20 protein-coding genes are annotated in these 15,213 nt (G+C 49.5%); 4 read left to right on the plus strand and 16 right to left on the minus strand.

Translation table 11 applies throughout. The features are described 5' to 3' along the window. Positions 1-243 precede the first annotated feature (243 nt). The 7 genes from AYK67_RS14125 to AYK67_RS14155 all read right to left on the minus strand — a co-directional run bounded on the left by AYK67_RS14125 (position 244) and on the right by AYK67_RS14155 (position 5,097). On the minus strand, positions 244-624 hold the full coding sequence (locus tag AYK67_RS14125) for a protein tyrosine phosphatase family protein (protein WP_068088157.1): 381 nt from the start codon (positions 622-624) through the stop codon (positions 244-246). After that, positions 614-1,498 carry an MBL fold metallo-hydrolase gene (locus tag AYK67_RS14130; protein ID WP_156453176.1) on the minus strand — a complete coding sequence of 295 codons (885 nt, stop codon included), beginning with the start codon at positions 1,496-1,498 and terminating at the stop codon, positions 614-616. Before AYK67_RS14130 ends, AYK67_RS14125 begins: the two co-directional genes overlap by 11 nt. A gap of 117 nt (positions 1,499-1,615) precedes the next feature. After that, positions 1,616-2,035, minus strand: coding sequence for a DUF6691 family protein (locus tag AYK67_RS14135; RefSeq protein ID WP_068088160.1), 420 nt, complete (start codon positions 2,033-2,035; stop codon positions 1,616-1,618). A gap of 1 nt (position 2,036) precedes the next feature. Continuing rightward, positions 2,037-2,471 carry a YeeE/YedE thiosulfate transporter family protein gene (locus AYK67_RS14140; RefSeq protein WP_173645124.1) on the minus strand — a complete coding sequence of 145 codons (435 nt, stop codon included), beginning with the start codon at positions 2,469-2,471 and terminating at the stop codon, positions 2,037-2,039. 329 nt (positions 2,472-2,800) lie between these two features. After that, positions 2,801-3,472, minus strand: coding sequence for a PspA/IM30 family protein (locus tag AYK67_RS14145; RefSeq protein ID WP_068088162.1), 672 nt, complete (start codon positions 3,470-3,472; stop codon positions 2,801-2,803). Positions 3,473-3,487: 15 nt separating this feature from the next. Further along, positions 3,488-3,928, minus strand: coding sequence for a DUF2170 family protein (locus AYK67_RS14150; protein WP_068088164.1), 441 nt, complete (start codon positions 3,926-3,928; stop codon positions 3,488-3,490). A gap of 293 nt (positions 3,929-4,221) precedes the next feature. Further along, positions 4,222-5,097 (minus strand): SDR family oxidoreductase, encoded by an 876-nt coding sequence (locus AYK67_RS14155; RefSeq protein WP_068088166.1) that lies wholly within the window; start codon positions 5,095-5,097, stop codon positions 4,222-4,224. A gap of 177 nt (positions 5,098-5,274) precedes the next feature. Between AYK67_RS14155 and AYK67_RS14160 the strand changes: the two genes are divergently transcribed. The 4 genes from AYK67_RS14160 to AYK67_RS14175 are packed head-to-tail and all read left to right on the plus strand — an operon-like array spanning position 5,275 to position 9,055. After that, positions 5,275-6,216, plus strand: a complete 942-nt coding sequence (locus AYK67_RS14160) for an ABC transporter substrate-binding protein (protein WP_068088168.1) — start codon at positions 5,275-5,277, stop codon at positions 6,214-6,216. Next, positions 6,217-7,212, plus strand: coding sequence for a FecCD family ABC transporter permease (locus AYK67_RS14165; protein ID WP_068088171.1), 996 nt, complete (start codon positions 6,217-6,219; stop codon positions 7,210-7,212). Further along, positions 7,209-8,225, plus strand: coding sequence for a FecCD family ABC transporter permease (locus AYK67_RS14170; RefSeq protein ID WP_068088174.1), 1,017 nt, complete (start codon positions 7,209-7,211; stop codon positions 8,223-8,225). The genes AYK67_RS14165 and AYK67_RS14170 overlap by 4 nt, the downstream gene beginning before the upstream one ends. Beyond that, complete coding sequence (locus AYK67_RS14175; RefSeq protein ID WP_082735835.1) at positions 8,222-9,055, plus strand: ABC transporter ATP-binding protein; 834 nt, start codon at positions 8,222-8,224, stop codon at positions 9,053-9,055. The genes AYK67_RS14170 and AYK67_RS14175 overlap by 4 nt, the downstream gene beginning before the upstream one ends. 76 nt (positions 9,056-9,131) lie before the next feature. Here AYK67_RS14175 and ureG read toward each other — a convergent pair whose 3' ends face one another. From ureG to urtE, 9 genes are read right to left on the minus strand one after another with little or no spacing between them, the layout of a single operon-like run. Continuing rightward, positions 9,132-9,770: an urease accessory protein UreG gene (gene ureG, locus AYK67_RS14180; RefSeq protein WP_068088177.1), complete on the minus strand. Its 639-nt coding sequence runs from the start codon at positions 9,768-9,770 to the stop codon at positions 9,132-9,134. Further along, positions 9,767-10,522, minus strand: a complete 756-nt coding sequence (locus tag AYK67_RS14185) for an urease accessory protein UreF (protein WP_162265115.1) — start codon at positions 10,520-10,522, stop codon at positions 9,767-9,769. Before AYK67_RS14185 ends, ureG begins: the two co-directional genes overlap by 4 nt. Then, entirely contained in the window at positions 10,491-11,033 is a 543-nt protein-coding gene (locus AYK67_RS14190) for an urease accessory protein UreE (RefSeq protein WP_082735837.1), read from the minus strand. Before AYK67_RS14190 ends, AYK67_RS14185 begins: the two co-directional genes overlap by 32 nt. After that, positions 11,033-12,745: an urease subunit alpha gene (gene ureC, locus AYK67_RS14195; RefSeq protein ID WP_068088183.1), complete on the minus strand. Its 1,713-nt coding sequence runs from the start codon at positions 12,743-12,745 to the stop codon at positions 11,033-11,035. The genes AYK67_RS14190 and ureC overlap by 1 nt, the downstream gene beginning before the upstream one ends. Before the next feature lie 9 nt (positions 12,746-12,754). Next, positions 12,755-13,069, minus strand: a complete 315-nt coding sequence (locus tag AYK67_RS14200; protein WP_068088186.1) for an urease subunit beta — start codon at positions 13,067-13,069, stop codon at positions 12,755-12,757. Then, positions 13,066-13,305, minus strand: coding sequence for a DUF1272 domain-containing protein (locus AYK67_RS14205; RefSeq protein ID WP_068088191.1), 240 nt, complete (start codon positions 13,303-13,305; stop codon positions 13,066-13,068). The genes AYK67_RS14200 and AYK67_RS14205 overlap by 4 nt, the downstream gene beginning before the upstream one ends. A 13-nt stretch (positions 13,306-13,318) precedes the next feature. Then, positions 13,319-13,621, minus strand: coding sequence for an urease subunit gamma (locus AYK67_RS14210; protein WP_068088193.1), 303 nt, complete (start codon positions 13,619-13,621; stop codon positions 13,319-13,321). Beyond that, the gene (locus tag AYK67_RS14215; RefSeq protein WP_068088195.1) at positions 13,622-14,536 is read right to left on the minus strand and encodes an urease accessory protein UreD; all 915 of its coding nucleotides are present in this window, start codon (positions 14,534-14,536) and stop codon (positions 13,622-13,624) included. Next, a complete protein-coding gene (gene urtE, locus AYK67_RS14220) occupies positions 14,511-15,212 on the minus strand; it encodes an urea ABC transporter ATP-binding subunit UrtE (protein WP_068088197.1) in 702 nt (233 codons plus the stop codon). Before urtE ends, AYK67_RS14215 begins: the two co-directional genes overlap by 26 nt. Between the last annotated feature and the right edge of the window lies 1 nt (position 15,213).

Here is a 15,213-nt window from a genome sequence, read left to right on the forward strand (position 1 = left end):
TTTCAGCTTTGAGTTTGCAAGAATATGCGCTGCATTCTACCTATCGATAGGCAATGGCTTGTGTCGATAGGCATTATTTTGCGCCAATGGTCTTTGGCTAAACTTCGCTGATAGAAAACTATCGTTCCTGAGAATGTGGGAACCTCTCAAAAGAGGCGGGCAGACAATGACCCCTTTTGAGAGGGGAGCCTCTGTAGACAGAGGCTTACACACGATGTTGTGTTTTAATCGGCAATGAATACGCTACTTTGCTGCTTGCCAAATGGTAGAAGAACGCGCACCCGAACGGCAATAAGCCAAAATGGGTCCGGGTAGTTTTTGGAGTGCTTCAGCCATTTTTTGGGTCGCCTCAGCCGGGTCTTCACCATGGCTTACCGGGACATAAGCAGAAGCAATACCCAGCTTTTCAGCGGCCCCGCTCAGTTCGTAAAAACTCACCTGGCCTGGGGCTTCGTTATCAGGGCGGTTACAAATAATGGCATTAAAACCCATTTGTTTTATCTGCTCGAGATCTTCCAGGCTCGGCTGGCCGCAAACTGAAAAATTGTCATCGAGTTTGGAGACGCGCAGACCACCGCCACCGCCAAACAAAGCAGAAACCTTAGACATGAAATTAGAGGACATTGACTGGAACCTTTAAATATACTGTACCATTATTTTCTTTATCAGGCAGATCACCTGCCCGCATATTTACCTGAATGGAGGGGACGATCAGGTTGGGCATATCCAAAGTCGCATCGCGTTCGCTACGCATTTGGACAAACTTTTGTTTATCAGTGCCTTGAGCTACGTGAATGTTTTTCTTTTTCTCGTCAGCCACAGTGGTTTCGAACATTATTTCGCGTCCGCCTGGCGCGTAGTCATGGCACATGAACAAACGCATTTCGTCTGGAAGGCTTAAAACCTTTTGAACAGATTCAAAGAGTGTTTCTGCATCCCCACCAGGAAAATCAGCACGTGCGGTGCCGCTATCCGGCATAAAAATGGTGTCGCCAACGAATGTAGCATCACCGATCACGTGTACCATACATGCTGGCGTATGGCCTGGTGTATGCATTGCAAACGCTTTAAGAGAGCCAATTTCGTAGCTGTCACCATCTTGGAACAAACGGTCGAACTGGCTGCCATCACGTTGGAATTCGGTACCGGCATTGAATACTTTGCCGAAAACTTCTTGTACGGTTTTTACATGCTCGCCAATACCGATTTTACCGCCCAATTGCTTTTGGATGTAAGGAGCGGCGGATAAATGGTCCGCATGCACGTGGGTTTCAATTAACCACTCAAGCTTAAGTTCATTCTCTTTAATGTATTTGATGATCTCATCAGCATGTTCAAAGCTAATACGCCCTGCCGCATAATCAATATCCATTACAGAATCAATAATTGCACAGGATTTGCTTTGCGGGTCTTGAACTACATAAGAAATTGTATTGGAAATTGGGTCGAAAAAATCTTTTACAAGCGGCTTTTGCTGCATGTCCACGGTATAGGTCATGGTTATTCTCCACTAAACGATGTCATTCATTTATAAAAAGGGTTACAGATATCAAACCAGTAGGGAGGCGCTCCCTGAACCTGGAGGAAGTGGGTTTCAACCTGTAACCAAGTTTTTTTAAGCACGAAGCATGATAATGCGTGCCAGTATCATGCCGACAGCCATGGCAATGGCAAAAACAAAAAAGCTGCTCGATGTGGCTATGGTCAGAGCGCTGATCGCCGGCCCCGGGCACAAACCACCCAACCCCCAACCGATACCAAACAGCCCAGAGCCGATAATCAGCCGGTTATCAAGGGCGATTTTTGTTGGCAAGCGAAAGTCGTCGCATGCCAGTGGAGTACCCATACGCTGCGCCAAACGAAAGAACGGGAAGGCAACGACAATTGCGCCGCCCATAACGAATGCCAGTGAGGGGTCCCAGTTACCTGCAATGTCCAAGAAGTTCTGCACTTTTGCAGGGTTAATCATATCGGCAATTGTAAGGCCGGCGCCAAAGGAAAGACCGGCGAGTAAGCCGTAAAAAGCTCTGAGCATGCTAGCCTCCAAACACGTGCTTAAGGAAATAGACAGTAATGGCACCTGTGCTCATAAAGCTTGCCGTTGCGGCCATGGAACGCTTCGAAAAGCGGGTTAATCCGCAAACACCATGGCCACTTGTACACCCACCGCCAATCACAGCACCGAAGCCGACCAACAGGCCAGCAGCACCGACCACCCACCAATTGGCAGAGACTGCGACATTTGCACTGGTATCGGTGAGGAAGAAATAGAGTATAGGGGCCAAAAGCAAACCAATAACAAAGGAAATCTCCCAGGGCAGTTCTTCCTTGTTATGCGCTGGCACCATTATGCGGCTCAAAATTCCGCTAATTCCTGCTATTCGCCCGTTTACAACAAGCAAAATAACGGCTGAAAAACCAATGAGGGCCCCGCCAATCAGGGCATTTATTGGTGTAAACTCTGTTATCATTTTGTCCCCACATGAACGATCTGATTTAGACCTTTGTAGTAAGCTTGATCTAATTTAGTTATAACTAATATAAGGAAATACAAAAACTTGCAAGCGATTTAGCTAAATGTACTTACGCCTGTTTAAAAGCTGTTTCTAATCAAGATAATGAATACGATATCATGTTGTATTCATTTATTAATTTTCAGGGGAGGATGCCGTTGGCCAACTGTTTTTGAGTGATGGCTGCACAAATACAAAGTCAATATTGCAGGTTTTGCCGCCTGGGGTTTCTTGTCGCTCGCCCAGGCAGCTGTTCTTGAAATAAACGCGCAATTGCGTGCTAAGGCTTAAAGTGCAGCAAGCAGTTTTTGGACATCGGTCTGATTTGGTTGATCCAGTTGCTTGATCCGATCTTCCAAATCTGTACCTGCTTCAACACGAGCTTCATGCTCTGCAGCATCAAGCATGGCTTGCTGTTCTTGTTGACGCTTTTCAAGCCTTTCTAGACTGTCCATCGCGCTTGCAAGCTTCCCGTTAGAAGCAAGCGTGCTGGTCGAAGAAGCTTTTTGAGCTCTGATAAGCGCCTCGGTAGCCTTGGAGCTATCCATTTTGCGTTTCAGGTTCTCAATTCGCCCCTGTGCTTGACGGATCGTAGCATCCATCTTCTTTTCAGTGGCAATATACTTATCGGCCATCTCTTGTTCAGAAAGAATTTTTTCTTTGATTTTGAGAATGCTCTCGATAATTTCTACAGCCAGATCCTCATCACCCACCAGCTTGGCTTTACGGGCAGCTTCTTTACGTCTGCGAATTTCCTCGGCCAATTCGCCAATCAAGCGCTCTTTCAAAACGCGATTGGCAGTCATCTTCGATTTCTCGCTTTTGGCTTCGCCGATAGATTTTTTAGCTTCACGTATTTCCTGCTCCAAAATCACCATCAAGTTTGAATCTTGAATAGAATCTGCTGCATTGTGGACGTGGCCTTTAAAAGCGGAAAATAGTTTATCCCAAAGACTCATCAATTACTTCCTATATTATGCGGTGGCTTTTGGACCCAGTTCACGAGCAAGCTCAATGGCGTTATCAGCAATTACCCTAAATTCAGCAATTATTTCTGAAAGGGGAGAGGTCGCGGACATGGCACCGAACAATTCGTAGTATTCACGCTCACCAATTTGTCCGATAGAAAGTGCACTTAATGGCATAAGGGCACGGTGCGAACGCAGCATTAATGCTTCAAAGGCATTGGGATCACTCATTTCTTCACGGGCCCAAAGCACTGTTGTTGTCGTGATTTGCTCCTCGCTCACAACAATAAACAACAAGGTGTCACCAGCAGCTTTCATCCGCACTTCAAACACATCATCGGTTTTATCGGGATTAGAAATTTCCATTTCCTCAGATGTAATTTGCCCTGATACTTCTAGTGCTTTGGCAAGGCTAGAAGCGGTCCAGTGTGGCACAGGCTCGCTCATAGTTATGAACTCCGATTAAATATAATATACAACTTATGATTGTTACAAAACTATTTTTAAATATAAACCGCCTGTTTCGTCAAATATTTATTTATATAAATAAGATGTGATTCTAGATATATTCATTAGGTGCTGCATAATATTGATAAACCAAAAGCGGTAATTTTATGATGAATAAATTTAACTAATACCAGTTGAATTGAGTACGTTATTAATCCCTAATTTTACTCATCAAGCTTGAAAATTGAGAATATCAAATGACTTTACGTAAGTCTAAAAATTTACCTAAAACTTCACGCCTTTTTACGCTTCAGCTCCAAGAAGAAATTTTCTAGTGTTTCTTTGCCATAATGGGGAGCGCTCATATCGTTTTTCATGGCTTCATGAAAAAACTCGAAAGGCCCCCAAAAGCGCTGTGGTGTCATAGAGCTCACCACACCTAACAACGCCGTAATAAGCCATTCAGGAATGTGGCTCGTTTTACTTTTTTGCCCCAGGACAGAAAAAGCCAACTTGGCGATATCGTCTTGGGTAATGGTTTGCGGCCCCCCCACGGTAATATCACGCTGTCCTTTCAAAAGTGCGCGTACCACTTCTTTAGCCAGATCTCTCGGATGAATAGGGGTTACGGGCTGTTGACCATTTCCTATCAACCATACACGCCCCTTTTGCGCCATGGTAAACACTTCTGCCAAATCACTAAAAAAGCCGCTCGGGCGTACTACGTAACTTTCGATTGGGCTTTGCTGCAAGCTATCGACAAAGGCTTGTTTCGCGGTGAATAACTGGCTACCATTTTGCTGCGCATTTCCAATGACATGAACATAACTAAAAAACTGTAGGTGCGCATCTATCGCCATTTGCAGCAGATGGCTGTTGGCACCATAATCCACCTGCCAATAGTTTTGTTTATCTGCTTGGCGGGTTTTACCGAGCGCAGAAATACACCCATGTACGCCTTTAAACAGCCCCTCCAAACTTTCCAGTTCAGTTGCCTGCGCTTCAAAATATTCAATCGCATTCGAAAACTCAAAAAGAGACGCTTTATTTATATCGCGCAACAGTACCCGTGGCTTTGCGCCCACATTCAATAATTCTTCAACAATATTTCGACCAAGTGTGCCTGTGGCCCCAGCCACAACAATCGTTTTTCCTTGTAATTGTAACATGAGAATACCTAGCTTTAAAATGACTATGCGGTCATTATAAAGCTATTTCTAAATGAAGCAAGATTAAAATAACTTTAGATTGCAACTTGCGTTACTATTAAACTTGACAAAGTAAGTCATATTAAAGCATTTAAGTGCGATTAATAATGATAATCAATATCAAGCTAGGGAATGAACATGGGGCGTTTTTTATCTCTAATGATTGCTGGTTTTACGTTTATCGCAAGCACTCAAGGGCTTGCAGCGCGTGAAGTGCAGCACGAACTGGGCACAACAACAGTTGCAGATCAACCAAAGCGGATTGTTGCTTTGGAATTTTCGTTTGTCGATAGTTTAGCTGCTGTTGGGGTTTCACCCGTTGGGCTAACCGATGACAATAAACCTGAGCGTATTACCAAAGAATACCGCGATATTATTGGTAATGATTTTGTCTCGGTTGGCGCACGCAAATCCCCAAGTCTTGAGCTGATTGCCAGCTTACAACCCGATCTGATTATTGCCGATAAAACCCGCCATAGCAGCGCATATAAAGCGCTGTCAGCGATTGCACCAACCATTGTGCTCGACAGTTTGACCGGTAATTACCAAAGCGCACTTAAGCAAGCGCAAGTCATTGGCGATGCTATCGGTAAAGGCAAGGAAATGACGGCCCGCATTGCTGCACACAAAGCACGCTTTGAAGAGGTAAAGGCAAAAGTAGCAACCGCGAAAAAACAGGGCCGGACATTCCAGTTCGGTGTTGTTAGCTCTCGCGGACTGTATCTGCATGCGCCGCACTCTTACAACGGCTCCCTACTACAGGCCCTTGACTTGCCACTGGCTCTTTCTGCCAATGGTGAAGGGGTTAGTTACGAGAGTGCTTATGTGAAAACAACTCTTGAACAACTCTCGCAAATTAACCCGGGTGTTTTGCTGCTTGGCCGCTATTCTACGCCTGCATTGACTGATGATTGGGCCGATGAAGCGCTCTTTAAATCTATCGATGCCGTAAAGAATGACCAAGTCTATTATGTCAGCGGCCATACCTGGGCACGCCTTCGTGGTGTTGTTGCCGCCGAAGTTACCTTTGACGAACTCGTCAACGCCATGGATCAAGTTGCAAAAAAAGATGCAAAATAAATGATAGTCAAGTCCTTTCAATGGCTGACATTATTGGTAGCACTGCTCCTTGGGGCGGTGCTATCTTTACATGTGGGGGGGCGAGCTGATGTGGGTATTGCCGATTTACTTGCTGTTATTACCCATTGGGACTCCCCAAGTCTTAGCCAATCCATAATGGTAGATATTCGGCTACCACGTACACTTATTGCGGGGTTACTTGGCATCAATATGGGTCTTTCCGGCTTAATACTGCAAGCAATCACCCGTAATAATCTTGCCTCACCTTCCATATTGGGTATTAACCAAGGAGCTGCGTTGGGGATGACGCTCGCCATTATGCTTCCTGGCTTCTTTCCAATTGCAGACGAGGCCATGGCCGTTTTGGGCGCTTTATTTGCAGGCATACTGACGTTTAGCTTTGCTGGAGGCTTGCGGGCGAAAGTCAGCCCCTTGCGGCTCATATTGTCTGGCGTTGCCGTTGGGGCTTTTTCCTTTGCCATGGTCCGTTTTTCTTTCACGCTTGATGATGAAGTCTCGCGGGATGTCATTTTATGGACAACGGGCGATGTCGCCGGAGTGCGCTGGCATGACACCCCGTTACTTTTGGCACTAAGCCTTTTTGGCATTATCGCCAGCGTATTGCTTGCGCATCGCTTCAACTTGCTGGCACTGGGCGAAGCGGCTTCACAGGGCGTGGGCGCAAACCCGCATATTACGTTGGTACTCGGCGCGCTGATTGCGGCCACTTTAACCGGCATTAGCGTAAGTGTGGCAGGCCCCATTGCTTTTGTCGGCTTGGTGATACCGCATTTATGCCGTGCAATGATTGGCAGTAACCACCGTCAATTGGTGCCAGCGGTTGCACTTGGTGGTGCAGCTTTAATGCTTTATGCCGAAGCGTTTTCGAAAATCGTAATTACTGGCGAAGAACTGCCGCTTGGTGTTATCGCTGCAATTATAGGTGCGCCATATTTTGTGTATCAGGCGCTGTTCTCTAAGGAGATGGGCCTATGAGCGCACTCATTTCTTCGAGCCTGCAGCAGCGCAGTGTTATTTATCTTATCTTGCTCAGTGCGCTGGTTCTCTCTTGCATCTGGGGCCTCAAAATAGGTGCAATTGCCATCAGCCCGCAAGTGTTGGCCAACACGCTATTTAACCTGGATGGACCTCAGCAAAAGTACATACTGCTCACATCACGTGCACCACGCATTGTACTTGCACTGCTTACCGGTGGCGCGCTTGCCATTGCCGGTAGTCTCATTCAGGCGGTTATTCGCAACCCGCTTGCCAGTCCCAAAGTCGTGGGCATTAACTCTGGCGCAGCATTTGCCACTTGTTTAATGATCGCGTTGTTCCCCACAATGACGCTCACCAACATTCCCGTAGTTGCAACTCTTGGCGGGGCACTGGCAGCGACAATTGTTTTGCTTGGGGCCCATTGGCGGGGGTTATCTCCTGTGCGTTTGGCCTTGGTTGGCGTTGCTGTTGGCATGTTGTTTGATAGCGGCGTTGATTTTTACCTTGTAGCCAACACCTCGCCCGAAAAAGCGGCTCCGATGATGTGGCTAACCGGTTCACTGTGGAGCCGGACATGGTCGCACGTTGAGGCTGTATGGCTTCCGATTGTATTGCTCAGTGGCCTTGCTTTTAGTCTCTCGTATCAGCTGGATATTTTGCGTTTGGGAGATGAAACAGCCATAGGCTTGGGGCAAAGGCCCGCTCTAATGCGGTTTATTGCGTTACTTACCGCCACAGTGCTTGCCAGCATTTCTGTAGGTGTTGTGGGTGTGTTGGGCTTTGTCGGCCTTATGGCACCGCACATGGCAACGCGGCTGGTTGGCGGGCAAACACGCCATATGCTGCCTTGTGCCATGCTCGTTGGTATGTTGCTGGTTGTGCTTGCCGATTGCGTGGGCCGTGCCCTTGCACCGCCAATCGAGGTTTCGGCCGGTGTTTTGACAGCGTTATTCGGCGCGCCTTTCTTTATTGTTCTTATGCTTAAAAGTGATCGGGAGACAACCGGATGACAATTCGCCTCGCAAACATACGTGCCGGTTACGAAAACTTTGCTTTACAAAACATCAACCTGCACATTGAAACAGGCAGTTTTACCTGTCTTATCGGACCCAATGGTTGTGGCAAGTCCACCCTCTTAAAAACAATCGGCCGCATTTTAAAAGCACAAAGCGGACAAATAGAGGTGGCGGGCTTGGATATTCTGGCCAGCTCAAGCAAAGAGGTTGCCCGCAAAATTGCCTTCTTGCCTCAAAACCCTGCGGTTCCGGCTGCCATAACGGTAGAACAACTGGTGGGGTATGGGCGTGCCCCCTATCAGGGCCTATTTGGATTTGCCAGCCAGGAAGACCGGGAGAAGGTCGCCGAAGCCATAACACAAACCGGTTTGGAAGCCCTGAAAGACCGCCGCTTGAGCGAACTTTCTGGCGGGCAACGGCAACGGGCTTTTATTGCCATGGCACTGGCGCAAGATACGCCTTACATCATGTTAGATGAGCCAACATCGTTTCTGGATTTAAAATACCAGTACGAAACGTTGGAGCTGCTGGCAAAGCTCCATGCCAAAGGGCGGACCTGCATTGTTGTGCTTCATGATATTGCGCAGGCGGCCCGCTATGCCAGTGACCTTGTGGTGATGAAGGAAGGGCAGATTTTCGCAAAAGGAAAGCCTGAAGAAGTGATATCACCGCAAATGTTGACAGCTGTCTACGGTATTCGCGCTTGTGTTTATGCCGATCCGGTGAGCAACAGCCCGGTTGTATCGCCCCTCCCCCAACTCGCCGTAGATGGCACACGCAGTAATACGTCGGCACCTAAGGCCGGGCTACTCGCCGCCGAATAAAACAAGCAACGCACTGCACCAAACCCGTTACGTGTAGTGCGTTGTTTTTGAGGTGCTGTAGGTTAAATTGATCACTCTAAAACACATAGTCACGCGCTGGTATTTCCAGCCCGCCGCAATCGCGTAAAAATGCCAGCACCTCATCAACCCCACTACCGGTTTTCATATCTGTAAAACAATAGGGCCGCTCCGCCCGTTGTGCTTTGGCATCTTTATCCATCACTGCAATACTTGCCCCCACATGCACCGCTAAATCTGCCTTATTGATTACCAGCAGGTCCGAACGGGTGATGCCCGGTCCACCTTTGCGCGGAATTTCTTCGCCCTGACACACCGAAATCACATAGAGGGTGATATCGGCCAGATCCGGCGAGAAAGTCGCCGCCAGATTGTCGCCACCAGATTCAATCAACACCATATCCAAATCCGGAAACCGTTTAACCAGTTCGTCAATAGCCCGCAAGTTGAGCGAGGCGTCCTCACGAATGGCTGTGTGCGGGCAACCGCCCGTCTCAACGCCAATAACCCGATCCGAGCTGAGCGCTTGGGCACGGACCAACGCCTCGGCGTCTTCCTTGGTGTAAATATCGTTGGTAATCACCGCCAGCGACAAATGATCTCGCAGTAAGCGGCAAAGCTGCTCGGTTAGTGCGGTTTTACCAGAGCCAACCGGCCCGCCAATGCCCACACGCAAGGGGCCACGTTCTGTTTTCATGTGCGGTAAATCCTTGTTGTTTCATCACTATGTGCCATGGCGCATAAATCGCTCATCAATGCGCAGCCCCCTAAATCATCAAGGCTACTCGTGGAAAGTGCGGCGATCACCTCTTCCAACTCGCGTAATAGAGCGGCCAGCGTTTGCATGGCATCCACTTGGCCCATGGGCAGGGCACGTTGTAAAATGCTAATCAAGTTGCCTAAAAAGCCATGGGCATATGCGGCCAGTACCGCAGTTAGTTCTACCCCGCACAACTGCGCAGTTACACCCGCGGCAACCGGCTGTGTCCAGCTATCATCCTCCAGCACAATCTTGTGGTCTGCGGGCAGCCATGCTTGGGCCGCAGCCCAAAACGCCTCCCCCTGATTACAGGTTTCGCTCAGGCGCTCTTTACAGGGGGCCAGCGCCAATGCCAGCTGGTTAATGGTATTCAGCTCTGCAATGTCTTGCGTAGCTGTGGCCTGCCATGCTGCTTGCAGCAGCAGCAAATCATTCCATAAACTGCCATAGCGACTTAGGTCACTTAGCCAGTTTTGGGCATCTGTTACACTAGCTACCAGCCCGGCATTAATGGCGGTTTCCAGCCCATGGCTATAAGCAAAACTGCCAATAGGAAACAATGGCGAGAACCAGCTTTGTAACAGCAATTGCTGTGCTAGCATTGGGGTGTTGAGTGTAGTCCCCTCTCCCACCACGTGCTTAATGCGATAGCCGCCTTCATCCATGGCTATGACCGTGTTCATGCTCATGACTATGGCCGTTATGATGCGCATGGTGATGGCTGTGCGCTGTGTTGCTGGAGTGGTAGGCTCCGCGCAGCGGGGTAAAGCGGGCCTCTACCTCTTCCAGTTGCGCCCCCAGCCCCTGTAACATTTGCGCAATAACATGGTCTCGCAGGATCAGGATATGATCAAGCGCGATCTGACAGGCAAGGTGACGGTTGCCCAAATGCCAGCATAGCTGCGCATGGTGCAGGGCATCTCTTGCCCGCACCTTCAACAGCGGTTCACTTGCCGCCTTAACCAGTAAAACAACGCCCTCGCCCACCAGCATATCGCCATGTTGCAGCTGCTTCGCCTTGGGCAGGTCTACCAGCACCCGCAATGTGGGCACATCAGATGCGCCGATAGCAGCCACTTGCAGCCCCTTACGGCGTAAATGACGGCCATCATGGTCTAGCGCGATGATATGCGTCGGGTTAATTTGCAAAACCTTGGCATCCAGTTGCCTCGCTTCAATAAGTGTATCGAGCCTAATCATCAGAATAAGAAATACCTTTGTGCCATAGGAACAGTTTTCGCCGGTTCGCAGGTGAGCAACTCGCCATTGGCCCGCACCTCGTAGGTTTCCGGGTCTACCTGCATATGAGGTGTTGCTGTATTGAGCTTCATGCTGGCTTTGGAGATATCGGATCGGCAATTCTCCACTGCAACCATTTGTTTTTCTGTGCCTAATTGGTATGGTAAACCCACATCCAGCGCGGCTTGAGAAACAAAAACCACCGAGGAGTTGGTGCGGCTCTTGCCATAACTGGCAAACATGGGCCGCAAATACACCGGCTGGGGGGTGGGAATTGACGCGTTGGGGTCGCCCATTTGTGCATGGGCAATGGAGCCGCCCAACAGCACCAATTCGGGCTTGACCCCGAAAAACGCAGGGGACCACAGCACAAGATCAGCACGTTTGCCTACTTCCAGCGAACCGATTTCCTTCGATAACCCATGGGCAATGGCGGGATTGATGGTGTATTTGGCGATATAGCGCTTAACCCGTTCGTTATCGTTATCGCCGTTTTCTTCTGGTAATGCCCCGCGCTGCTTTTTCATTTTGTCAGCTGTTTGCCATGTGCGAATAAGCACTTCGCCCACCCGTCCCATCGCCTGACTGTCGGAAGCAATGATGGAAAACGCCCCCATATCGTGCAAAATGTCTTCAGCTGCTATGGTTTCCTTACGAATGCGGCTTTCCGCAAAAGCCACATCCTCGGGTATGTTGGTATCCAGATGGTGACAAACCATCAGCATATCCAAATGCTCTGCCACCGTGTTCACCGTGTAGGGCCGTGTGGGGTTGGTAGAGGCGGGCAGGACATTGTCAAAGCCGCATATTTTGATGATATCCGGTGCATGGCCGCCCCCTGCCCCTTCGGTATGGAAAGCGTGAATAGTGCGCCCGCCGATGGCCTCCAGCGTGCTTTCAACAAAACCGCTTTCGTTCAAGGTGTCTGTATGAATCATAACCTGAACGTCCATGGCATCGGCCACTTGCAAACAGGTGTTAATGGCAGAGGGCGTGGTGCCCCAATCCTCGTGCAATTTCAATGCACAAGCGCCGCCCTTTACCATTTCTTCCAGTGCTTGCGGCTCGCTGGCATTGCCCTTACCGGCAAAGGCAAGGTTCATGGGAAAAGCATCTGCCGCCTCTATCATCCGCGCAATTTGCCAAGGACCGGGGGTGCAGGTGGTTGCCAGTGTGCCATGAGCCGGACCAGTGCCCCCGCCAAGCATGGTGGTGACGCCCGAGGCCAACGCCTCTTCAATTTGCTGCGGGCAGATAAAGTGAATGTGCGAGTCCATTCCGCCAGCTGTGAGAATTTTGCCCTCGCCCGCAATAGCCTCGGTGCCGGGGCCGATAATAATATCAACGCCCCCTTGCATATCCGGGTTGCCCGCTTTGCCAATGGCATGAATACGCCCGCCCTTCAGGCCTACATCTGCCTTGTAAATGCCGGTGTAATCTACAATCAGCGCATTGGTAATAACCGTATCCACCGCCCCTTGCGCGCGTGAGAGTTGGCTTTGCCCCATTCCATCGCGAATAACCTTACCACCGCCAAACTTGACCTCCTCACCATAGGTGGTGAAGTCTTTCTCAACTTCGATTATCAAATCGGTATCGGCAAGGCGCACCTTGTCTCCCGTAGTTGGACCAAACATATCGGCATAGGCAGCCCGAGAGAGTGTTGTTGCCATGGAAACCTCCTAGCCTTTATTCGTTATTTGAAAGCCGCAGATTCGCGCCTTGCCACCAATTTCAATCAGGTTGACTTCTCGCTCCTGCCCCGGTTCAAATCGCACCGCTGTACCAGGCGCAATATCCAGCCGTTTGCCCTGCGCTTTTTCGCGATCAAAGCTAAGTGCTTTATTTACCTCAGCAAAATGGTAGTGACTGCCCACTTGCACCGGCCTATCGCCGGTATTGGCAACCCGCAATATGGTGCTTGATCGGTCAGCATTCATAGTAATATCGCCGCTAGCGGGTATCACCTCACCGGGAATGAAAGGGGTAGAACTCATTTGCAGCCCCCAGCTTTCAAGATACGCTTACTAACCGCCGGAAACTGAATTAGCTTTGCGGTTGGCCGTAATGGGCGGGGAATGAGCTTACCGCCGCAATTTGGGCAATCGTAATGCAGCGTATTCTCAGCGCAATCTTGACAAAAAGTACATTCAAAGCTGCAAATAAAGGCACCTTCTTTATCGGCTGGCAGGTCTTTATCACAACACTCACAGCCCGGACGCATTTCTAGCATAGTTCTTCCTCCCTCAGCGAATTGGTTCGTGTACGGTCACCAGCTTCACCCCGTCGGGGAATGTGGCCTCTACCTGAATGTCATGGATCATCTCTGGTATGCCCTCCATCACATCCTCCCGGCTAATAACATGCGCACCAGCCTCCATAAGCTCAGCCACTGAGCGGCCATCACGCGCACCTTCAACAACAAAATCAGTAATAATTGCAATAGCTTCTGGATGGTTGAGCTTTACGCCGCGCGCATGGCGGTTGCGTGCGACCATAGCAGCCATCGCAATAAGCAACTTGTCTTTTTCACGGGGTGTTAAATTCATCTACAAGCTCCAATATTTGGGTAGTGCCAACTCGGGGCGCAAAACTTCTAGCAAGGGGCGCAATTTTTGCCGCAAGCGAAAACTGTCTTGCGCAAGCACCCGCACAACAATTTTATGGGGCATGGCACAAACACTTATAAACTGTTGCATCTGTGCTTTAGCGTTGGTCAAACCAAGCTTTACTTTCAGCGATTGTACAGTGGCATTTAACTGGTCCTGACACTCAGGACCCACATAAACGATTGTTGCACAAGCACTTAGGTTATTTATAAGCGAACGCCCCGCTAGCTGGTGCACCACATTGCCTTGCAACTTAAAGTTTTCGGCATGGCATAGTTTATTGCCACGGTGTATGCGCCATATGTCGCTAATTTGCGTATTGGTTATATGCTCGCCCATGTGCTGACGACCAAAAACAAAGCTCTCAATGGCAAGAAACCTTGCCGTTTCATCTAGCTGCACATTTAAACCGCGTTTTATTTTGCTGTTATTGCAAACGATTGTCTCCTGCGGCAACCAATGCACCTCAGCCCCCGCACCAAGAAGTAGACAGCTGTCAACTTTTGCTGCTGGCGCATCACTTGTGGCCGCATATAGCTTTTCGCAGGCTTGAGTAGTGATGCAGAGGCGGGTCCTATCTCCCGCCTCTGCTGTCCAGTGAAGGCTGTCACCCCCTGTCAGACCACCACTGGTATTAATCAGCACCGCCTCGGGCATGGTGCTATATGACTTCGGCAACCGTATTTTTGCCGCGCCCTCTTGCCAAAGGCTGTCGAGCCGGGTTGAGTGCCCTGCAACACCGCCCTGCCCCGCTTTAACACGCACCAGTCCCCGCCCAGTGCTGCGTTGCATAATTAGGGGCTGCGGGTTAATGGCGGGCGTTAAGCTGCTATACGGTAAGGTGGGCGCGTACATCATCACGGTCCAAATCTTCTGCCACACCATGGGCAACAACTTCGCCACGGTCTAATATGTAAACGCGGTCGGCAAGCTCGCGGCAAAAATCAAGGTACTGCTCGACAAGTAAAATGGTTAGGCCAAACTCATTACGCAAATGCTGGATAGCGCGACCAATATCCTTGATAATAGAAGGCTGTATTCCCTCTGTCGGTTCGTCCAGTACCAATAACTTTGGCCGGGTGACCAAAGCACGGCCAATTGCCAACTGCTGCTGCTGCCCACCAGAAAGGTCCCCACCCCTTCGCCCCATCATATCTTTAAGTACCGGAAACAAATCAAACACATATTCCGGTATATGGCGCTCACCGCGTGGCAAACGCGCAAAACCGGTTTGTAGGTTTTCTTCAACACTCAATAGCGGGAAAATCTCGCGCCCCTGCGGTACATAGGCAATACCCTTAGCTGCCCGCGTAAAAGGTGCAGCACTCCCTAGTGTGCGCTGATTAAGGCAAATTTCACCGTTCGATATTGGTTGGTGGCCGGTAATTGCCCGCAATAACGAGGATTTGCCGGTACCATTGCGCCCCAAAACGCAAGTAATCGAGCGCGGTTCGGCGGTTAGGCTCACCTGACGCAATGCTTGGGCAGCACCATAAAACAAATCAACTTTTTCGACTGATAATTGCAACATG

This window comes from Polycladidibacter stylochi, assembly GCF_001562055.1.
In the GTDB taxonomy this organism is placed as follows: Bacteria; Pseudomonadota; Alphaproteobacteria; order Rhizobiales; family Stappiaceae; genus Pseudovibrio; species Pseudovibrio stylochi.